This window comes from Qipengyuania psychrotolerans, assembly GCF_019711355.1.
Taxonomy (GTDB): domain Bacteria; phylum Pseudomonadota; class Alphaproteobacteria; order Sphingomonadales; family Sphingomonadaceae; genus Qipengyuania; species Qipengyuania psychrotolerans.
On the sequence record NZ_CP081297.1, the window covers coordinates 25,095 to 42,514 of the forward strand.

Here is a 17,420-nt window from a genome sequence, read left to right on the forward strand (position 1 = left end):
CGGTGCGCAGCCAAAGGGGTGAAGGCGTGAAATATATCATCGCTGTCATCAAGCCGTTCAAACTCGACGAAGTGCGCGAAGCGCTCGGGAGTATTGGTGTGGCCGGAATGACCGTGTCGGAAGTCAAAGGCTTCGGGCGCCAGAAGGGGCAGACCGAGATTTATCGCGGTGCCGAATATTCAACCAACATGCTTCCCAAGGTGAAGCTGGAAATCGCGACCTCGGATGGGCTTGCGCCGCAAGTGATCGAGACGATCCAGCAAACCGCGAGCACCGAGGCGATCGGCGACGGCAAGATTTTCGTCTTCGATCTCGCCGATGCCACCCGCATCCGTACCGGCGAAACCGGCGAGACCGCGCTGTGAGCCGCAAGGAGAGCCAAATGACCATGCGTAAGATTTTCACAGGGGCTGCCATGCTGGGCGCCTCTTTCGCCGCTGCGAGTGCAGCATTCGCGCAGGAGGCCGCCGAAGTGGCCGCTGCCGTTCCCAATCCCGGTAACAACGCCTGGATGATGACCGCCACCGTGCTGGTGATGCTCATGATCCTGCCCGGCCTTGCCCTGTTCTATGGCGGTCTGACCCGTGCAAAGAATATGCTCTCCACCATGACCCAGATCGGCGCCACCGCCGCTCTGGCCATGCTGATCTGGGTGATGTGGGGCTTCAGCCTGGCTTTCGGTTCGGAAACTTATGAAGGAACGCTGGGGCTGTTCATCAGCGGAGGCAGCTATTTCCTCTCCGGCATGGATGCCAGCACGACCGCTGCGACCTTCACCGATGAAGTCATCAGCGAATATGTCTTCGTCAGCTTCCAGATGACCTTTGCGGCCATCACCGCCGCCCTGATTCTGGGTGCAACGGCTGAGCGGATGAAGTTCAATGCCGTCATGGTATTTGTCCCGATCTGGCTGACGATTGTCTACTTCCCCATCGCGCATATGGTGTGGGCCGGCAATGGATTGCTATTTGCGGCGGGTGCCCTCGACTTCGCTGGGGGGACCGTCGTTCACATCAATGCAGGTGTCTCGGGCCTGGTGCTCGCTTACCTGCTGGGCAAGCGCCGCGGTTATCCGGCAGAGCCTATGCCGCCGCACTCCATGGTCATGACCATGATCGGCACTGGCCTGCTCTGGGTTGGCTGGTTCGGCTTCAATGCCGGATCCGCGCTGGAAGCAGACGGTTCGGCTGGCCTTGCAATGATCAATACCTTCGTTGCCACTGCAGCAGGCGCGCTCACCTGGATGGTGATCGAGCGGCTCGCTGGCCACAAAGGCAGCGCTCTCGGCTTCTGTTCGGGCGTGATCGCAGGCCTTGTCGCGGTCACACCGGCTGCCGGCAACAGCGGCCCGTTCGGGGCGATCCTGCTGGGCATCGTATCGTCGATCGTTTGCTATCTGTTTGTCGCCAAGGTGAAGCAGAAGTTCGGCTATGACGACAGCCTCGATGCTTTCGGCATCCACGGCATCGGCGGCATCGTCGGCGCGATTGGCACCGCCATCGTCTACCAGCCGTGGATCGGCGGACCGGGCGATGGCTCTGTCGGAACACTCGCGCAGCTGTTCATCCAGACCGAGGGCGTCGTCGTGACCATTGTATGGGCTGCCGTCGGCACTTTGATTGCGGGTCTGATTGCCAAGGCTCTCGTCGGTCTGCGTGTCACGGAAGAAGAAGAGGTCAATGGCCTCGACATCTCCGAACATGGAGAACGCGCCTACAACTAATCACCAGTTTGGCGGGGCCGCCTACTCTCTCCTCTCTCTCCTCGGGCGGCCCCGCCTAACCTTGTTCCTCCTGCGAACAATAGACTCACCAAAGGCCGGGACCCTCGAGGTTCCGGCCTTCTTTTGTTGCCAGAATGCCACAATTAGTGATCGCTCATTGCTGTCTCTAAATTGCAATTGTTATATTTTGTGAATACTCCTTTGATCCACGCGCCATGAAAATGATGGCTCAGGATTTGGAGGAGGGAAATATGGTACGGAAAAGTAGCGTAAAATCACGGATGCTCCCGGTTTTCTTGACCGGTGTGGCCAGTGTGGCAGTAGCGACCCCTTCGTTTGCCCAAGATGCTCAGCGAGCGATTGAAAGTGACGCAATCGCAGCTCAGGATGCAGACGCACCTGCGATTATCGTTACCGGTACGCGCCAGGCGAACCGTTCTGCAGCTGATACAGTTGCGCCAGTAGACATCGTTTCCGCTGCCGAACTATCGAACCAGGCCGATAGCGACATCGGCAATGTTCTTCGCGTTTCGGTTCCATCCTTCAACGTTGGCACCCAGCCCATCTCGGACGCGGCAACGCTCGTTCGCCCTGCCAACTTGCGCGGGCTTTCGCCCGATAACACCCTCGTCCTCGTCAACGGTAAGCGCCAACACCGTGCTGCGGTCATCGCCTTTCTGGGCGGCGGCATCTCCGATGGTTCGCAAGGGCCCGATATCTCGGTAATTCCCTCGATCGCCATCAAGCAGCTCGAAGTGCTGCGTGATGGCGCTTCCTCGCAATATGGTTCTGACGCCATCGCAGGTGTCCTCAACTTCATTCTCAAGGACAGCCCTGAAGGCGGCGCGATATCTGCTCAGTGGGGCGAAACCTATGAAGGCGACGGCGACAATTACACCATTGCTGCCAACATCGGCATTCCCCTCACTGACAGGGGCTTCCTCAACCTGTCGGCTGAGTATGGCGAATCCGATGCGACTTCGCGCTCTGTACAGCGTGACGATGCGGCCGCTCTGATTGCTGCGGGGAATACCGCAGTCGCTGATCCTGCCCAAATCTGGGGCCAGCCGAACGTCAATGACGACATGAAGTTCTTTGCCAATTTCGGCATTGATCTGTCGGACTCGATCGAACTCTACGCCTTCGGCAACTATGCCGAGCGCAATGTCGATGGCGGTTTCTTCTTCCGCAATCCGACCAATCGCGGCGGCGTTTACGCTGGTCCGTTCGTTGATCCGGCGACCGGTGCGCCGCTTGCCGAAGCCGATGGCGGTGTTCCTTCGGTGCTCGTGGGCGATCTTTCGCTCGACACGGCAGGCGATTGCCCGGCAGGTATTCCGCTGACCCAAGGCGGGCTGATCCCCGATCCGACCATACTTGCTTCAGTGAGCGCGGACGCGAACTGCTTCTCGTTTGTCGAGCTATTTCCCGGCGGTTTCACCCCGCGCTTCGGCGGCGACATCGAGGATTACTCGGTCGCGGCAGGTATCCGCGGGCAGATCCTTGGCGGGCTCGATTTCGACCTGAGCTATCGCCACGGCCGGAATAAATCGAGCTTTGCCATCCGCAACACGGTCAATGCTTCGCTCGGCCCCAACACCCCGACCGAATTCAGCCCTGGCGGATACTCGCAGACCGAAAATGTCATCAATCTTGACCTCGGTTATGAACTCGCAGTGGGTGGAGGCAGCGTCTATGTTGCAGCCGGTGCCGAATACCGCGATGAGGAATTCGGGATCACCGCAGGCGATGCGGCCTCGTTCGAACTCGGCCCGCTCGCGCAGCCCAGTGCTGCATTCCCGACGGGCCAGGGCTTCTCGACAAGCTCGAACGGTTTCCCGGGCTTTGCCACCAACGCGGCTGGCACGAACAAGGAAGACAACAAGGCGGCTTATGTCGATATCGAAGCCGACCTGATCGACGCGCTAACCATTCAGGCGGCCGTTCGCTACGAAGACACCAAGAGCTTCGGCGACACCCTGACCTGGAAAGTGGGCGGCCTGTTCAAGCTGTCCGATGCGTGGCGCCTTCGCGGAACCTACTCGACCGGCTTCCACGTTCCGACAGCCGGCCAGGCGAACGTCATCAACGTGACCACGCAGTTCTCCAACGGAACGCTGCAGGATGAAGGCACATTCCCGCTGTTCAGCCCGGCCGGTTTGATCGCTTCGGACTATATCGCCGACACGGTCGCCAATGGCGGGCTTGGCCTCGACCGACCTACGCTTGGGCCCGAAAAGGCTGACAGCTTCACCTTGGGTGTTGCGGGTGACATGGGGGATTTCTCTGTCACGCTCGACTATTTCAACATCAAGCTGAAAGACCGCATCTCGCGTTCCTCGACGATCGATTTCCCGGCAGCGCTTTGCTACCTGGCCGATCGTGAAGGTGTGGCGAACAATTGCACGCCGACATTTACTCCTGCACCGGCAGAGCTGCTCACCCAGCTCGACGCGGCTGGTGTGATTGATCGCGGTGATTTCACCGGTTTTGAAGACCTGGTGGCATTCACCTTCTTCAACAATGACTTCGACACCCGCACACAGGGTCTCGACTTCGTGGCAAACGCTCGCTTCTACCCGATCCCGGGCGGAACGACCCGCGCCACGCTGGCGATCAACTATACCGAAACCGAGGTCACCGACGTTGGCCAGACCATCTCGGCAACGCGTGTGCGCCAGCTGGAAGAAGGCCTGCCCAAATGGAAAGGCTTCCTCAATGTGACGCACGAACAAGGCCGTTTCCGCGGCCTGGTACGGGCGAATTACTTCGGAAGCTACTATGAAGCTCACCTTGAAGACTCGACGCTGCCAATCGATGCCAATGCCGAACTGACCTTCGATGCCGAACTTGGCTATGAAGTGCTGGACGGTCTTGAGCTGGCAGTCGGTGCACAGAACATGTTCGACAACTACCCCATCGAGAACCCCTACTCGGGCATCGTGGGCGCAAAGTACGGCGAACGGTCACCATTCGGCTTTAACGGCGGCAGCTATTACCTGCGCGCTCGTTTCCAGTGGTAAGCCGGGCCTAGCCCTTGCAATCTATACGGAAGGGGCGGCCAATTGGTCGCCCTTTCTTTTGGGAGACACGCATGTTCACTATCAGGATCGCGGAAGAGCGCGACGTGGACGCAATTCGCTCATTGATGGAGCTCGCCATCAACCAGCTGCAACGAGGATACCTCACGCCAGAGCAGATCGAGGCGTCGAAGGCCGGGATGGGCCTTGATCGCCTGCTGATCGATGACGGAACCTACTTTTGCGTACTGGAAGAAGACGAGCTGGTCGGCTGCGGCGGCTGGTCGCGCAGGGCCACATTGTATGGCGGCAACCATTCGGCAGGCAGGGACCCGCGCCTGCTCGATCCAGCGACCGAACGTGCCCGCATCCGGGCCATGTACACGCATCCCGATCACGTGCGGAAGGGTATTGGACGCCTGATCCTGAATGTATCGGAAAAGGCTGCCTCAGCCGAAGGCTTCGGTGAAATAGAGATGGCCGCCACGATGGCCGGAAAGCCGTTCTACGAACGGTGCGGCTATGTGGTCGAAAGCGAATGGTTCGACGAAAATGCCGCGGTTCCTGTGCCGCTTGCAACGATGACCAAGCGGCTGGGCGACTAGGCTCCGAGTTCTGCCTTCACGAAATCAGCACACCGTTCCCCGATCATGATGCTGGGTGCGTTTGTGTTGCCGCTGACCAGCCGCGGCATGATTGACGCGTCGGCAATCCAGAGCCCATCGACCCCGCGTGCCTTTAGCGTGGGATCGACCACCGCATCTTCATCTGCGCCCATGCGGCAGGTTCCAACCGGGTGATAGACTGTGTCTGCCCTGCTGCGGATCAGATCGTCGAGCTGTGCGTCATCCTCGAGGTTGATCTCGAAGCGGTCCTTGGGTTCGTATTTCGAAAGGCTGGGTGACGAGGCGATCCGATGCGAAAGCCGGACGCCCTCACGCAAGGTCGCGATGTCGCGATCATCGTCGAGGAAATTGGGATCGAGCCGGGGTGCATCGCTGGCATTGCGGCTGTTCAGGCGAACGGTTCCGCGGCTTTCCGGGCGCAGGACGCAGGCATGCAGCGAGAAGCCGTGACCTTTGACCTTCTCTCGGCCATGATCCTCAAGCATGGCCGGTACGAAGTGCCACTGGATATCGGGCGCTGGCGCATCGGGCATTACAGTCCAGAATCCGCCAGCTTCGGCATAGGGCGTAGTCATTATGCCAGTGCGTTTGCGCCGGTGTTCGATGATCGCCTTGGCCATTCGCGCGGTTCCGGCGAGGCTGTCGCCAATGAAGTCCTTGCTCTTGGTTTCCCAACTCGAAACATAGTCGATGTGATCTTGCAGGTCAGACCCTACTGCGGGCTTGTCGCAGATGACGTCGATGCCATTTTCGCGCAGATGCTCCGCCGGTCCGATGCCTGAAAGCATCAGGATCTGCGGCGAATTGAACGCGCCTGCCGACAATACGACCCCGCCGCGCGCCTTGACCGTACGCTCTCTGTTACCGGCAGTGTAAGTCACCCCCGTAACGCGGCCATCCTCAATTTCGAGCTTCTGGACAGTTACGCCAATCCGGATGTCCAGATTCTTCGAGCCACGCTTCGGCTCGACATAGGCACGCGCAGCAGACCAGCGTTCGCCGTCTTTCTGGGTGACCTGGTAGAGGCCGAAGCCCTCCTGCTTGGCCCCATTGAAATCCGCATTCCGCGGCAATTGCAACTGCGCTGCCGCTTCTACGAAAGCGAGGCTGCCTGAGTTGGGCCATTTCTGATCGCTGACCCATAGGGGGCCCTCATCGCTGTGATACTCGTCGGCGCCGCGAACATTGTGCTCGGCCCGCTTGAAATAGGGGAGCACGTCTTCGTAGCTCCAGCCGTCACAGCCCAGCTCGGCCCAGTTGTCGTAATCCCAGCGGTTGCCCCGGATATATACCATCGCATTGATTGCAGATGATCCGCCCAGACCGCGTCCGCGCGGTTGGTAGCCGATCCGGCCGTTGAGCCCTTTTTGTGGCACCGTGTCGTAACGGTAATTCGACGCATTTCGAAGGAACGGCATGAAGCCGGGGGTTTTGATGAGGAAGTTATCGTTCCTGGGTCCCGCTTCCAGCAGGCACACGCTCTTGCCAGATTCTGCAAGCCTGCCCGCAACAGCACTGCCTCCGCTGCCGCCGCCAACGACGATTACGTCGAATTCATCCATGATAGCTCCTCTCGATTCGAGAGGTTAGGCAGCCTCGGGCCCGCCCGCAATCGGGTTTTCGCTTGAAACCTGTTTTGTTTCGCGCCCCTGGCGGGTTTGCCATGCTTCGCGGATCTGGTCGCTCGTCTCGCGGCTGCCATCATGCGTCCAGCCAGGTTCGCGCAGAAGGTAGGAAAGCTTATGCTTCCAGGGGCTACGCCGTATGTCCTGTGCAATGCCGATCCACTCGTGAAATACGGCCCACAAAAGGTTGAAGCTGCCAAGCTGCTTCACGATACCGTAGCGGATCTGCTCGTCATCGGTCTCCGCCTCAAATGTGCCGAACAGCTTATCCCAAACGATGAAGACGCCTGCGTAATTACGGTCGAGATAGCGAGGGTTGGTCGCATGATGCACCCGGTGATGACTCGGGGTGTTCATGACAGCCTCGAACCAGCGCGGCATGCGGTCAATCGCTTCGGTGTGAATCCAGAACTGATAGACCAGGTTAAACCCGGCACAGATCGCAATCATGCCCGGATGGAATCCGGCCAGCACCAGTGGTAGTTTGAATACGAAGCCCAGTGTCAGGAAGCCCGTCCAGGTCTGCCTGAGCGCGGTGCTGAGATTATAGTGTTGGCTGGAGTGATGATTGACATGGCTCGCCCAGAACCAGCGAACCCGGTGCCCGAACCGGTGAACCCAGTAATAGGCCAGGTCGTCCAGCACGAAGCACAATGCAAAAGCCCACCAGGTCCATGGCACATCGAACAGTCTGAACTGCCACACCCACAGGAACAGCGCCAAAAACAGCCCACCGAAGATCAGGCCGGATACCGTGCTACCTAGCCCGAATGCCAGGCTGGTGAGCGTGTCTTTCGGCTCATAAGCCTCACGCCGCTTGCGCCGGGCCCAGATCATTTCAATCAGGACCAGGGCAACAAAGCCGGGAACGGCAAGTTCGGTGGGCGAAAAATCGGGCATGGCTGTCAGTCTTCTATAGCCTCGATCGCCTGCATCCAAGCTGAAGGATCCGCCAGCCGCAGCCGTGCGGCGCCGTAACGCTTTTCGGCAGTATCGACGATCAGCGTGCCTTCTTCGATGCGGGCGCTGGCAGCTGCGGTAAGAATGCGTCCGGCGAGATGCGATCCGTGCGGCCGCAGCAGGAGAATCCGACCCTCGGCTTCCATCAGCAGTGCGCTGCGGCCATCATCATCCAGCCCGATCTTGATCGGATCGAAGCCGCTGACTGCCTCGTCTGCGGCGCGGCGTGCCTCGTCGATGCTTGCGATGCGCGGCTCTGACCCCAGTTTCAGCGTCCGTGCGAAAGCAGCCAGCGCCAGGATGGCGACCAGCGAGCCAAGGAACTGGAGCAGGGCGGGTGGCAGGTCCATTGCGGCATGGATTGGCATGGCCGCCGCTTTCCGGCAAGCAGGATGAAACGGAGGATGCCCATGAAAAGAATCGCCTTGCTCGCTGCTACTTCAGCGCTGTTTTCCAGCTCGCTTGCTGCGCAGTCCGCGGACCCGGTTGCCGAGGTCGAAGCACAAGGCGACCGGACGGCCCGTGTGGCACAGCAGATCTGGGACTGGGCGGAATTGGGCTACCTCGAAAACCGGTCCAGCGGGCTGCTGCAGGACGAACTGGAAAGCGAAGGGTTCTCGGTAAAAGCGGGTATCGCAGACATTCCTACCGCCTTCCTGGCCGAATGGGGTGAAGGCGGTCCGGTCATCGCGATCCTCGCCGAATACGATGCGCTACCCGGTATCAGCCAGACCTCTTCCCCGACACGAGAACAATCCGCACTGGGTGCTGGGCACGCCTGCGGACACAATCTTTTTGCAGGCGGCTCCCTTACTGCGGCGATCGCTGTCAGACGCTGGCTGGAGAAGACCGGAACTCCCGGACGGATCAGGCTCTACGGTACTCCGGCGGAAGAAGGCGGGTCGGGTAAGGTCTATATGACGCGCGCAGGCATGTTCGACGATGTCGACATTGCGCTCCATTGGCACGCGGACGACGAGAACAGCGCGGCGGCGCGTACGAGTCTCGCAAACCGTTCCGCCAAATTCCGGTTTCGCGGTGTTTCGGCCCATGCTGCCGGTGCGCCGGAGCGGGGGCGGAGCGCACTCGACGGTGTCGAGGCTATGAACATGATGGTCAACATGATGCGCGAGCACACCAGCATGGATACGCGTATCCACTATGTGATCACCGAAGGCGGCGCCGCTCCGAATGTCATCCCCGATTTCGCTGAGGTGTTCTACTACGTCCGCCATTCCGATGCAGACGAAGTCCGGGCCCTTTGGACCCGCCTCGAAGCAACGGCGAAGGGCGCGGCACTTGGAACCGGCACCGATGTCGAGTGGGAGATCATCCACGGAAACAACCCATTGCTGGTAAACGAATCGCTGGCCAAGGTCATGGACGCCAAACTGCGCAGCCTCGGCGGGATCGAATATTCACCCGAGGAGGCCGTCTGGGCGAGGGAGATTTCGCACAGCTTTGGCGATAATGCCCGGCCGCTGGAGGAGGCCGCCAAGGTCCAGCCTTATGAAAAGGCCTTGGGCTATGGCTCGACCGATGTTGGCGATGTGTCCTGGGCGACCCCGACGGTCGGGGTGCGAACCGCTACCTGGGTTCCGGGCACGAGCGCGCATAGCTGGCAGGCCGTAGCGGCCAGCGGGCATTCGATCGGCCATAAAGGTGCGCAGCATGCGGCGAAAGCGCTGACGCTGATGGCTGCAGAGCTGTTCACCAACCCTGCATTACGAAAAGCCGCCCGAGATGAATTCGATGCGGCTCGCGGCGAAGGGTACGAATACATCTCCCTGCTCGGCGACCGTGATCCGCCGCTCGATTATCGCAAGTAGTTAGCCTTGAGATTTGGAAGCAAGCGCTTCCAATGCGGGCCAGATCGGAGAGATGTCGTAACCGCCAGCGCTTGCTTCGGCCGCAATCGCATCAGGTTCGCGCCCATTGGCTGCTTGTGCGAGCGACCACAGGAATGTCGAACGTGTACCTGACCGGCAAAAACCAAGCGTGGGGCCTTCGGTTTTCGCGAGGGCTTCACGCAAGGCATCTACTTGCGGTTGACTGAAGCCCGCGGACGACACGGGAATGGCGATATACTCGATTCCGGTGGCACGCGCTGCGGCTTCGATCTCGGAACCCTCCGGCTGATCTTCCGATTCGCCATCCGGGCGGTTATTGACGACAAGGGTGACACCAAGCGATTTGGCTGCGGCCATATCGTCGACGGTGATCTGCGGGCTGGCATAAAAGCCGTCGGTGATTTTGCGGAAATCGCTCATGCTGTCTGTCCTCTTGGCGCCGGGGAGAAATCCCCGGCACCATCGTTCTGATCGCTATTCGATTGCCCACTGCAGGAGGGCCTTGCAAGCGATACGCGTTACCTCGCGTCTTGCCAAAATGTCACAATTGTTCGTCAGACAAGCACCAAATGCTAAAACATTCGCGTGATGCGGTGTTTCGCGCTATGGAATATGGTTTGAGGGGTAGGTCTCGCGCAATTTGCACGTACCTGTCCAAGCCTGGCACGTACTCCAGCCGCCGTGCCTGCGCAGTGATTACTGGCTGAACGACAAGGTATCTGAAGGGTTATGGGTTACGACAGAGGGCGGCGCCGCGGACGGGACAAGCGGGACGGTTTCGGTGAAGACAATTACGATCCATTCGGCGGCCCCGGTGGCGGCGGCGGTTTCGACTCGCAGAGCGGTGGCTTTGGCGGAGGCGGTGATCGCGGCGGCTATGGCGGCGGCGGTGGTGATCGCGGCGGCTTCGGCGGCGGCGGGGATCGTGGCGGCTTTGGCGGCGGAAATCGCGGCGGTGGCGGCGGCTTCAGCGGCGGCCCTCGTGGCGGTGGTGGTGGCGGCGGCGCTGGTGGCGGCGGAAACCGCATGCCTGCGCAGGTTGTCGGCACCGGCAAGGGCAAGGTCAAGTTCTTCAACACTCAGAAGGGCTTTGGCTTCATCCAGCAGGAAACCGGCGGCGAAGATATCTTCGTTCACATCAGCGCGGTAGAACGTGCCGGCCTCGAAGGCCTCGCTGAAGGTCAGGAACTCGAGTTCAACCTCGTTGATCGCGGCGGCAAGGTATCCGCTCAGGATCTCCAGGTCGTTGGCGATGTGATAGCGGTCGAAGAGCGCACCGAAGCGCCTCGCCGTGAGCTCACTGGCGACAAGGCGTCCGGGACGGTCAAGTTCTTCAATGCAATGAAGGGCTTCGGCTTTCTTACGCGCGATGACGGCCAGCCTGATGCATTCGTGCATATCAGTGCAGTCGAGCGTTCGGGCCTTTCGGCAATCAACGAGGGCGAGCGGTATCAGTTCGATCTCGAAGTTGATCGCCGCGGCAAGTACTCGGCGGTCAATCTTGTGCCAGCGGAATAATTTCCGCCCTGACGCAAGGCCGGTTTGACCCGCGCCGCGTGAGGCAATAGATCGTTGAACAACACGCAGATGGCGGTTCCCTACAGGGGCCGCCATTTGTCGTTTCATTTAAGAGAATCGCGGAGACTTCATGTCCATCAGCCCCCTAATGCCCGTTTATCCCCGCTGCGGCGTCCGCCCGGTCGAGGGTGATCACTGTCATTTGATCGACGAGGACGGCACGCGCTATCTCGACTTTGCCAGCGGCATCGCGGTCAACCTGCTCGGCCACAGTCATCCTGGCCTGATCGGTGCGATCCAGCGCCAGGCAGAAAAGCTGATGCACGTTTCAAACCTTTATGGCAGCCCTCAGGGCGAAGCGCTGGCTCAGCGCCTGGTTGATGCGACTTTCGCCGACACGGTGTTCTTCACCAATTCCGGAGCCGAGGCGGTGGAGACGGCGATCAAGACCGCACGTGCCTATCACCAACACGAAGACGGCGATGCCAACCGGACTGAACTGATTACCTTCACCAACGCGTTTCATGGCCGGACGATGGCCACGATCAGTGCGTCGAATCAGGCCAAGATGCACAAGGGGTTTCATCCGCTCCTGGCAGGGTTCCAGTATGCGGAGTTCGACGATCTCGAAAGCGTGAAGTCGCTCATGAGCGACAAGACCGCGGGCTTCTTGGTAGAGCCGATTCAGGGTGAAGGCGGTATCCGTCCGGCATCTGACGAGTTCGTGCAGGGCTTGCGCGAAATGTGCGACGAGCACGATCTTATGCTGGTCTTCGACGAAGTTCAGTGCGGGGTCGCCAGGACTGGTAAGCTCTACGCATACGAACACTACGGGATTGAGCCTGACATCATGGCAAGCGCCAAGGGCCTTGGCGGCGGCTTCCCGATCGGCGCGTGCCTTGCGACCGAAAAGGCGTCGCGCGGCATGGGCTTCGGCACGCATGGCTCGACCTATGGCGGCAACCCGCTCGCCATGGCAGCAGGCATGGCTGTGATGGACGCAGTCGCCAACGAGGAGTTTCTTGGTGAGGTGACCGAAAAAGGCGAACGCCTCCGCGCAAGGCTCGAACAGTTCATCGGCAATTATCCCGACCTGTTCGATCTCGTCCGCGGCAAGGGACTGATGCTGGGCCTCCGGATGAAGGTCGAAAGCCGTCCATTCTACGTGCACCTGCGTGACAACCACCAGTTGCTGTGCGTCGCCGCCGGCGATCAGACATTACGCATCCTGCCGCCATTGGTGGCAGGCGATGCCGAGTTCGACGAATTTTTCGAAAAGCTCTCCGCAGGTGCGGCCAGCTTCAAGCCGGAAGATTAAGGAGCCAGCATTGAAGCATTTTCTCGATCTGTCCGACGCCGGCGGCAACGCGATCGCCACGATGCTTGCCGACGCGCAGGACCGCAAGGCTGCTCGCAAGGACTGGCCGAAGGGGCGCGCAGACGCAGATGAGCCGCTGGCTGGCCATGTCCTGGGGATGATTTTCGAGAAAAACTCAACAAGGACGCGGGTCAGCTTCGATATCGCCATGCGCCAATTGGGCGGCACGGCACTGATCCTGGATTCTGGCACTACCCAGCTTGGCCGGGGCGAGAGTATCGCTGATACTGCGCGCGTCCTTAGCCGGATGGTCGATGCGATCATGATCAGGACCGACGATCATGCCAAGGCGCAGGAATTGGCGCATTACGCTGATGTGCCGGTTATCAATGGTCTGACGGACCGATCCCATCCATGTCAGATTGTCGCCGATCTTCTCTCGATAGTCGAGCATGGCAAGGCCTTGCCTGGGCTGGAACTGGCTTGGCTGGGCGACGGGAACAACGTCCTGCACTCGATTCTCGAGGCTGCCGGGCTGTTCAAGTTCAACGTCCGTGTCGGAACGCCGCAAGGCTACGAACCCGATGCAGAGTTTGTGAAGGCCGCACGGGAAAGCGGGGCGAACGTAACTCTCACTCAAGATGCGGACGAAGCTGCGCGCGACGCCGATATCATCGTTACCGACACCTGGGTATCTATGGGCCAGCAGCATGCGCACAATAAACTGGCCGCGATGGCGCCGTTTCAGGTTGATCGAGCCTTGATGTCAGTCGCCCGGGCGGACGCAAAATTCCTCCACTGTTTGCCCGCACATGTCGGTGACGAGGTCACTGACGAAGTTTTCGAAGGGGCGCAGTCGATCGTGTTCGACGAAGCCGAAAATCGCATCCACGCACAGAAGTCGATCCTGCTTTGGTGTTTCGAACGACTGGGCCAGGCTGGGTAACCCCTGTTAATCGTAACTGCCACACCCATATGGCGGCCATGACAGACACGACGCAGAACTTGGACGAGACATATTCTGGCCAGACCTTGGCTTTCGCTATACCTGCGCGAAATGCGCGCGGTCGCGTGGTACGCCTTGATGCCACGCTGGATGAGATCCTCCAGGCGCATGACTATCCGGTTCCGATAACCCATCTCCTTGCAGAAGCGCTCGTCCTAGCAACATTGATGGGCGGGCTGCTCAAGGGCGAGGGATCGCAAGTTACCATGCAAGCGCAGACCGAGGCCGGTGCAATCAACTTGCTCGTTTGCGATTATCAGGATGGTGCTCTGCGCGGCTATGTTGATTTCGACGAGACCAAATTGGCCGAGTTGGGCGCAAACCCGTCGCTGTTCGCGTTGTTTGGCAAAGGCTATCTGGCAATCACCTTCGACATGAGCGGCGGCAAAGGCCGTTATCAGGGCATTGTGCCCCTCGAAGGCGATACGCTGGCTGAGGCTTGCCAGTCGTATTTTTTCCAGTCCGAACAAGTGCCAACCCTAATCCGCACGGCGGTACGCTCCGACGGGAAGCGTTGTTTTGCCGGCGGTATGCTTATTCAGCATCTGCCGGATGGAGAGGAAGGCCGCGAGCGCCTGCACGCACGGCTGGACCATCCCGAATGGGAGCATGTCGCCGTTATGGGCGGCTCGGTTCGCCATGATGAGCTGATCGACAGCGATCTCTCGCTTGAGGCGATCGTTTGGCGTCTCTTTCACGAAGAGGACGAGGTCCGCATAATTAAGGGCCACAGCGTCACGAAGGGTTGCCGCTGCTCAAAAGAGCATTACGAAACGGTTCTTGCAAAATTCCCGGAACTTGAACGCGCTGAAATGCGAGATGACGCAGGTTTGATCGTAGTCGACTGCGCATTTTGTTCGCGCAAATTCCCGATCGAAGCGTAGTCTATCCCTTCGAAAGGTATCAAAAGGGTATTTTGGCGCTGTTCTACAACGGTTCAGCTCAATTTGTTCATATAATGCAGTTAGCGATTCGGTTCGCTCGTCAGTTTGTGAGGTTTCCCATGGGGCAAATGCAATTTCGCAAGAGTGTCGCCATTATCGGCGCGGTGCTTGCCTTGCCGCTCGCAAGCCATGCCGTGCCGGCTATGGCACAGGCATCTCTAGCCATGCTGAACTCCCTGGAAACCGGGGCCTGGGACCTTCGCTTTCGTGATGGGTCCAGTGTCCGCAAGATATGTGTCCGCACCGGACGTGAATTCATTCAACTGCGCCACAAGCAGAGTGGATGCAATCGCTACGTCGTGGAAGACGGCAAGAGTGAGGTGACGGTCCAATACACATGTCCGGGCGACGGCTACGGACGGACCAATATCCGCAAGGAAAGCGGTTCGCTGGTGCAGATCGATAGTCAGGGGATTGCCGATGGCCGGCCATTCCAGTTTTCTGCCGAAGCTCGGCGCACCGGTTCCTGCAACTGAGGATTGCTCGTGCAGCGATGAAGCCTTAGCTGCGCACCCATGAGTTTAGATTCGCCCACGGGTAAAGGTCCCGCCGTCGTCCTCCTGTCGGGAGGACTGGATTCAATGGTCACCGCAGCCATGGCCAAAGAAATGGGCCACGCGGTCCATGCGCTCACGATCGACTATGGTCAAAGGCACGTCCGCGAGCTCCAATCCGCACGAGCGATTGCAGACAAGATTGGCGTTGCCCGTCATGTAGAGTTGCCATTGGATCTTCGAAAATTTGGTGGCTCAGCTTTGACCGCCGACATCGCCGTGCCGAAATCGGGCGTCGGCAACGATATCCCGGTGACCTATGTGCCTGCCAGGAACCTTGTTTTTCTCGCTCTGACGACCGCTTTCGCCGAGACTGTACACTCCCGCGATATTTTCATTGGCGTAAATGCGCTGGATTATTCCGGGTATCCCGATTGCCGCCCCGAGTTCATCGAAAGTTTTGCCGAAACGGCCAGGCTGGGCACCAAGCAGGGGGTCGAGGGGCAGCCTTTCGTAATCCACGCGCCGCTCCAACACATGAGCAAGGCCGACATCGCGCGCGAGTGCCACAGGCTGGGTCTTGACCCCTCGTGGAGCTGGTCTTGCTACGATCCAACTTCCGATGGACTGGCCTGCGGGGCATGCGATTCTTGCCGATTGCGACGAAAGGGCTTTGACGAAGCGAGCCTTGTCGATACCACGGCCTATGCAGGTGATGCGCCTGACTTGAGGGAGTGAGAGATTGAGCCAGAGCGACGCTACCGCGGAAACCGAAACAAATGCGTCGCCAGTCCCGGATGCCAAAGTCCCAGCCTATAGCTGGTATGCACTTGGCATATTGGTCATCATCTATGTCCTGAACTTCGTCGACCGCAACATAATCTCGATCCTTGCCGAGGACATCAAAGCTGACCTCGGCCTGCGCGATGACCAGATTGGCTTTCTTTACGGCACTGCATTCGGCGTTTTCTACGCTTTGTTCGGGATCCCCCTCGGGAAACTCGCGGACAGCTGGCACCGTGTGAGATTGATGACCGCAGGCCTGGCGATCTGGTCCGCGTTCACAGCTCTCTCAGGCTTTGCGAAGAACTTCACAATGCTGAGCGTAGCTCGCATCGGCGTGGGTGTGGGTGAAGCAACGGCTAGCCCGAGCGCTTATTCCCTGATCTCGGATTGGTTTCCGAAAAAGATGAGGGCCACCGCGCTCGCGATCTATTCTTCTGGCCTTTATATTGGCGGCGGTGTCTCGCTACTGATCGGCGGCGCCATCGTGGAAAACTGGAATGCTGCATTCCCTGTCGATGCCCCATTGGGCCTCGCAGGGTGGCAAGCTGCATTCATTATCGTCGGTTTGCCCGGTTTGCTGCTCGCCTGCCTCGTGTTCACTTTGCGAGAGCCCGTGAGGGGCCAGAGCGAAGGGATCGTAACTCCTCCGCCAAAGGACCCGTTCCGGGGCTTCTTCAGGGAGCTCGTCGCTGTAATTCCGCCATTCACACTCATTGGTGCAGCTCAAGCTGGGCCACGTGGGATCGCACTGAATTTGGCCGGCGCACTAGTTATCGGTGCTATAGCGTACGCGATGGCGCAGGCCACCGGCAATGCGCAGCAATGGATTGCCGTAGGAATCGGATATTACGCGATCTTTTCATGGGCCTCGACCCTAAAGCGCCGTGACGAGCCCACGTTCAGCCTGATCTGGGGCACTCCCGCCTTCCTGACCACGATCTTGGGATACGGCATGGTCGCCTTCATGTCGTATGCAGCATCTTTCTGGGCCGCGCCTTACGCGATCCGTATTCTTGAAGAAGCGCCCTCGACTGCCGGTTGGTGGATTGGCGGACCGGGAGCAGTGTCTGGTTTTCTCGGCGTGATCATAGGTGGACGAGTTGCCGACTGGCTGCGCGAACGCATGCCGACTGGAAGGCTGATCGTCGTAGCTTTTGGACTGACGGCTGCTGCGCCGTTCCTGTTCATCATGTTCACAACCCTCAACCCAACCGTGTTCTATATCGCCGCGTTCTTTCAGTCTCTTTTCGGCAGTTCAGCTCTCGGAGCGGCCGCCGCGACGACACAGGACCTCGTGCTGCCTCGCATGCGGGGCACCGCCACGGCGACATTCTTCCTCGCCACCACTTTGGTGGGTCTGGCACTAGGTCCCTACATGGCGGGCCAAGTGTCTACCGTGACCGGAAGCCTGTCGACCGGTGGCCTTAGCCTACTAATTGCTGTGCCGATCGGTTTGGTAATGCTCTTCATCGCTTATCGGACCGTTCCAAAAGCGGAACGAACTGTCCTCGAGCGCGCGCGCGCAGCCGGTGAAGAAATCTAAGTTCTGG

Annotated in this window: 16 protein-coding genes; 12 read left to right on the plus strand and 4 right to left on the minus strand. The window is 59.4% G+C overall.

The window, feature by feature from the left end:
- Window positions 1-26 precede the first annotated feature (26 nt).
- The 4 genes from K3166_RS00135 to K3166_RS00150 all read left to right on the plus strand — a co-directional run bounded on the left by K3166_RS00135 (window position 27) and on the right by K3166_RS00150 (window position 5,348).
- Complete coding sequence (locus K3166_RS00135; RefSeq protein WP_221422702.1) at window positions 27-365, plus strand: P-II family nitrogen regulator; 339 nt, start codon at window positions 27-29, stop codon at window positions 363-365.
- A 23-nt stretch (window positions 366-388) separates the two neighbouring features.
- Window positions 389-1,723, plus strand: coding sequence for an ammonium transporter (locus K3166_RS00140; RefSeq protein ID WP_425594584.1), 1,335 nt, complete (start codon window positions 389-391; stop codon window positions 1,721-1,723).
- 251 nt (window positions 1,724-1,974) lie between these two features.
- The gene (locus K3166_RS00145; RefSeq protein WP_221422704.1) at window positions 1,975-4,746 is read left to right on the plus strand and encodes a TonB-dependent receptor plug domain-containing protein; all 2,772 of its coding nucleotides are present in this window, start codon (window positions 1,975-1,977) and stop codon (window positions 4,744-4,746) included.
- A gap of 71 nt (window positions 4,747-4,817) precedes the next feature.
- Window positions 4,818-5,348, plus strand: a complete 531-nt coding sequence (locus K3166_RS00150; protein WP_221422705.1) for a GNAT family N-acetyltransferase — start codon at window positions 4,818-4,820, stop codon at window positions 5,346-5,348.
- On the opposite strand, the gene K3166_RS00155 is transcribed toward K3166_RS00150, so the two are convergent.
- Genes K3166_RS00155 through K3166_RS00165 form a run of 3 tightly spaced genes read right to left on the minus strand, consistent with a single transcriptional unit; the run spans window position 5,345 to window position 8,304 of the window.
- Window positions 5,345-6,931, minus strand: a complete 1,587-nt coding sequence (locus K3166_RS00155) for a GMC family oxidoreductase (protein ID WP_221422706.1) — start codon at window positions 6,929-6,931, stop codon at window positions 5,345-5,347. The genes K3166_RS00150 and K3166_RS00155 overlap by 4 nt on opposite strands.
- Window positions 6,932-6,955: 24 nt before the next feature.
- Entirely contained in the window at window positions 6,956-7,894 is a 939-nt protein-coding gene (locus K3166_RS00160) for a sterol desaturase family protein (protein ID WP_221422707.1), read from the minus strand.
- A gap of 5 nt (window positions 7,895-7,899) precedes the next feature.
- Window positions 7,900-8,304, minus strand: coding sequence for a hypothetical protein (locus K3166_RS00165; protein WP_247714666.1), 405 nt, complete (start codon window positions 8,302-8,304; stop codon window positions 7,900-7,902).
- Window positions 8,305-8,364: 60 nt separating this feature from the next.
- Between K3166_RS00165 and K3166_RS00170 the strand changes: the two genes are divergently transcribed.
- Window positions 8,365-9,783 (plus strand): amidohydrolase, encoded by a 1,419-nt coding sequence (locus K3166_RS00170; protein WP_221422708.1) that lies wholly within the window; start codon window positions 8,365-8,367, stop codon window positions 9,781-9,783.
- On the opposite strand, the gene K3166_RS00175 is transcribed toward K3166_RS00170, so the two are convergent.
- Window positions 9,784-10,224 (minus strand): protein tyrosine phosphatase family protein, encoded by a 441-nt coding sequence (locus K3166_RS00175; protein ID WP_221422709.1) that lies wholly within the window; start codon window positions 10,222-10,224, stop codon window positions 9,784-9,786. It lies immediately after the preceding gene.
- Between the two features lie 309 nt (window positions 10,225-10,533).
- On the opposite strand from K3166_RS00175, the gene K3166_RS13485 reads away from it, so the two are divergent.
- The 7 genes from K3166_RS13485 (at window position 10,534) to K3166_RS00210 (ending at window position 17,413) form a co-directional block, all read left to right on the plus strand.
- Complete coding sequence (locus tag K3166_RS13485) at window positions 10,534-11,322, plus strand: cold-shock protein (protein WP_221422710.1); 789 nt, start codon at window positions 10,534-10,536, stop codon at window positions 11,320-11,322.
- A gap of 130 nt (window positions 11,323-11,452) precedes the next feature.
- Window positions 11,453-12,640: an aspartate aminotransferase family protein gene (locus tag K3166_RS00185; RefSeq protein WP_221422711.1), complete on the plus strand. Its 1,188-nt coding sequence runs from the start codon at window positions 11,453-11,455 to the stop codon at window positions 12,638-12,640.
- 10 nt (window positions 12,641-12,650) lie between these two features.
- The gene (gene argF / locus K3166_RS00190; RefSeq protein ID WP_247714667.1) at window positions 12,651-13,586 is read left to right on the plus strand and encodes an ornithine carbamoyltransferase; all 936 of its coding nucleotides are present in this window, start codon (window positions 12,651-12,653) and stop codon (window positions 13,584-13,586) included.
- Window positions 13,587-13,624: 38 nt separating this feature from the next.
- The gene (hslO, locus tag K3166_RS00195; RefSeq protein ID WP_221422713.1) at window positions 13,625-14,530 is read left to right on the plus strand and encodes an Hsp33 family molecular chaperone HslO; all 906 of its coding nucleotides are present in this window, start codon (window positions 13,625-13,627) and stop codon (window positions 14,528-14,530) included.
- A gap of 128 nt (window positions 14,531-14,658) precedes the next feature.
- A complete protein-coding gene (locus K3166_RS00200) occupies window positions 14,659-15,066 on the plus strand; it encodes a hypothetical protein (protein ID WP_221422714.1) in 408 nt (135 codons plus the stop codon).
- Window positions 15,067-15,105: 39 nt separating this feature from the next.
- Window positions 15,106-15,822, plus strand: a complete 717-nt coding sequence (queC, locus tag K3166_RS00205) for a 7-cyano-7-deazaguanine synthase QueC (protein ID WP_221422715.1) — start codon at window positions 15,106-15,108, stop codon at window positions 15,820-15,822.
- Window positions 15,823-15,826: 4 nt separating this feature from the next.
- The gene (locus K3166_RS00210) at window positions 15,827-17,413 is read left to right on the plus strand and encodes a spinster family MFS transporter (RefSeq protein ID WP_221422716.1); all 1,587 of its coding nucleotides are present in this window, start codon (window positions 15,827-15,829) and stop codon (window positions 17,411-17,413) included.
- Window positions 17,414-17,420 lie beyond the last annotated feature (7 nt).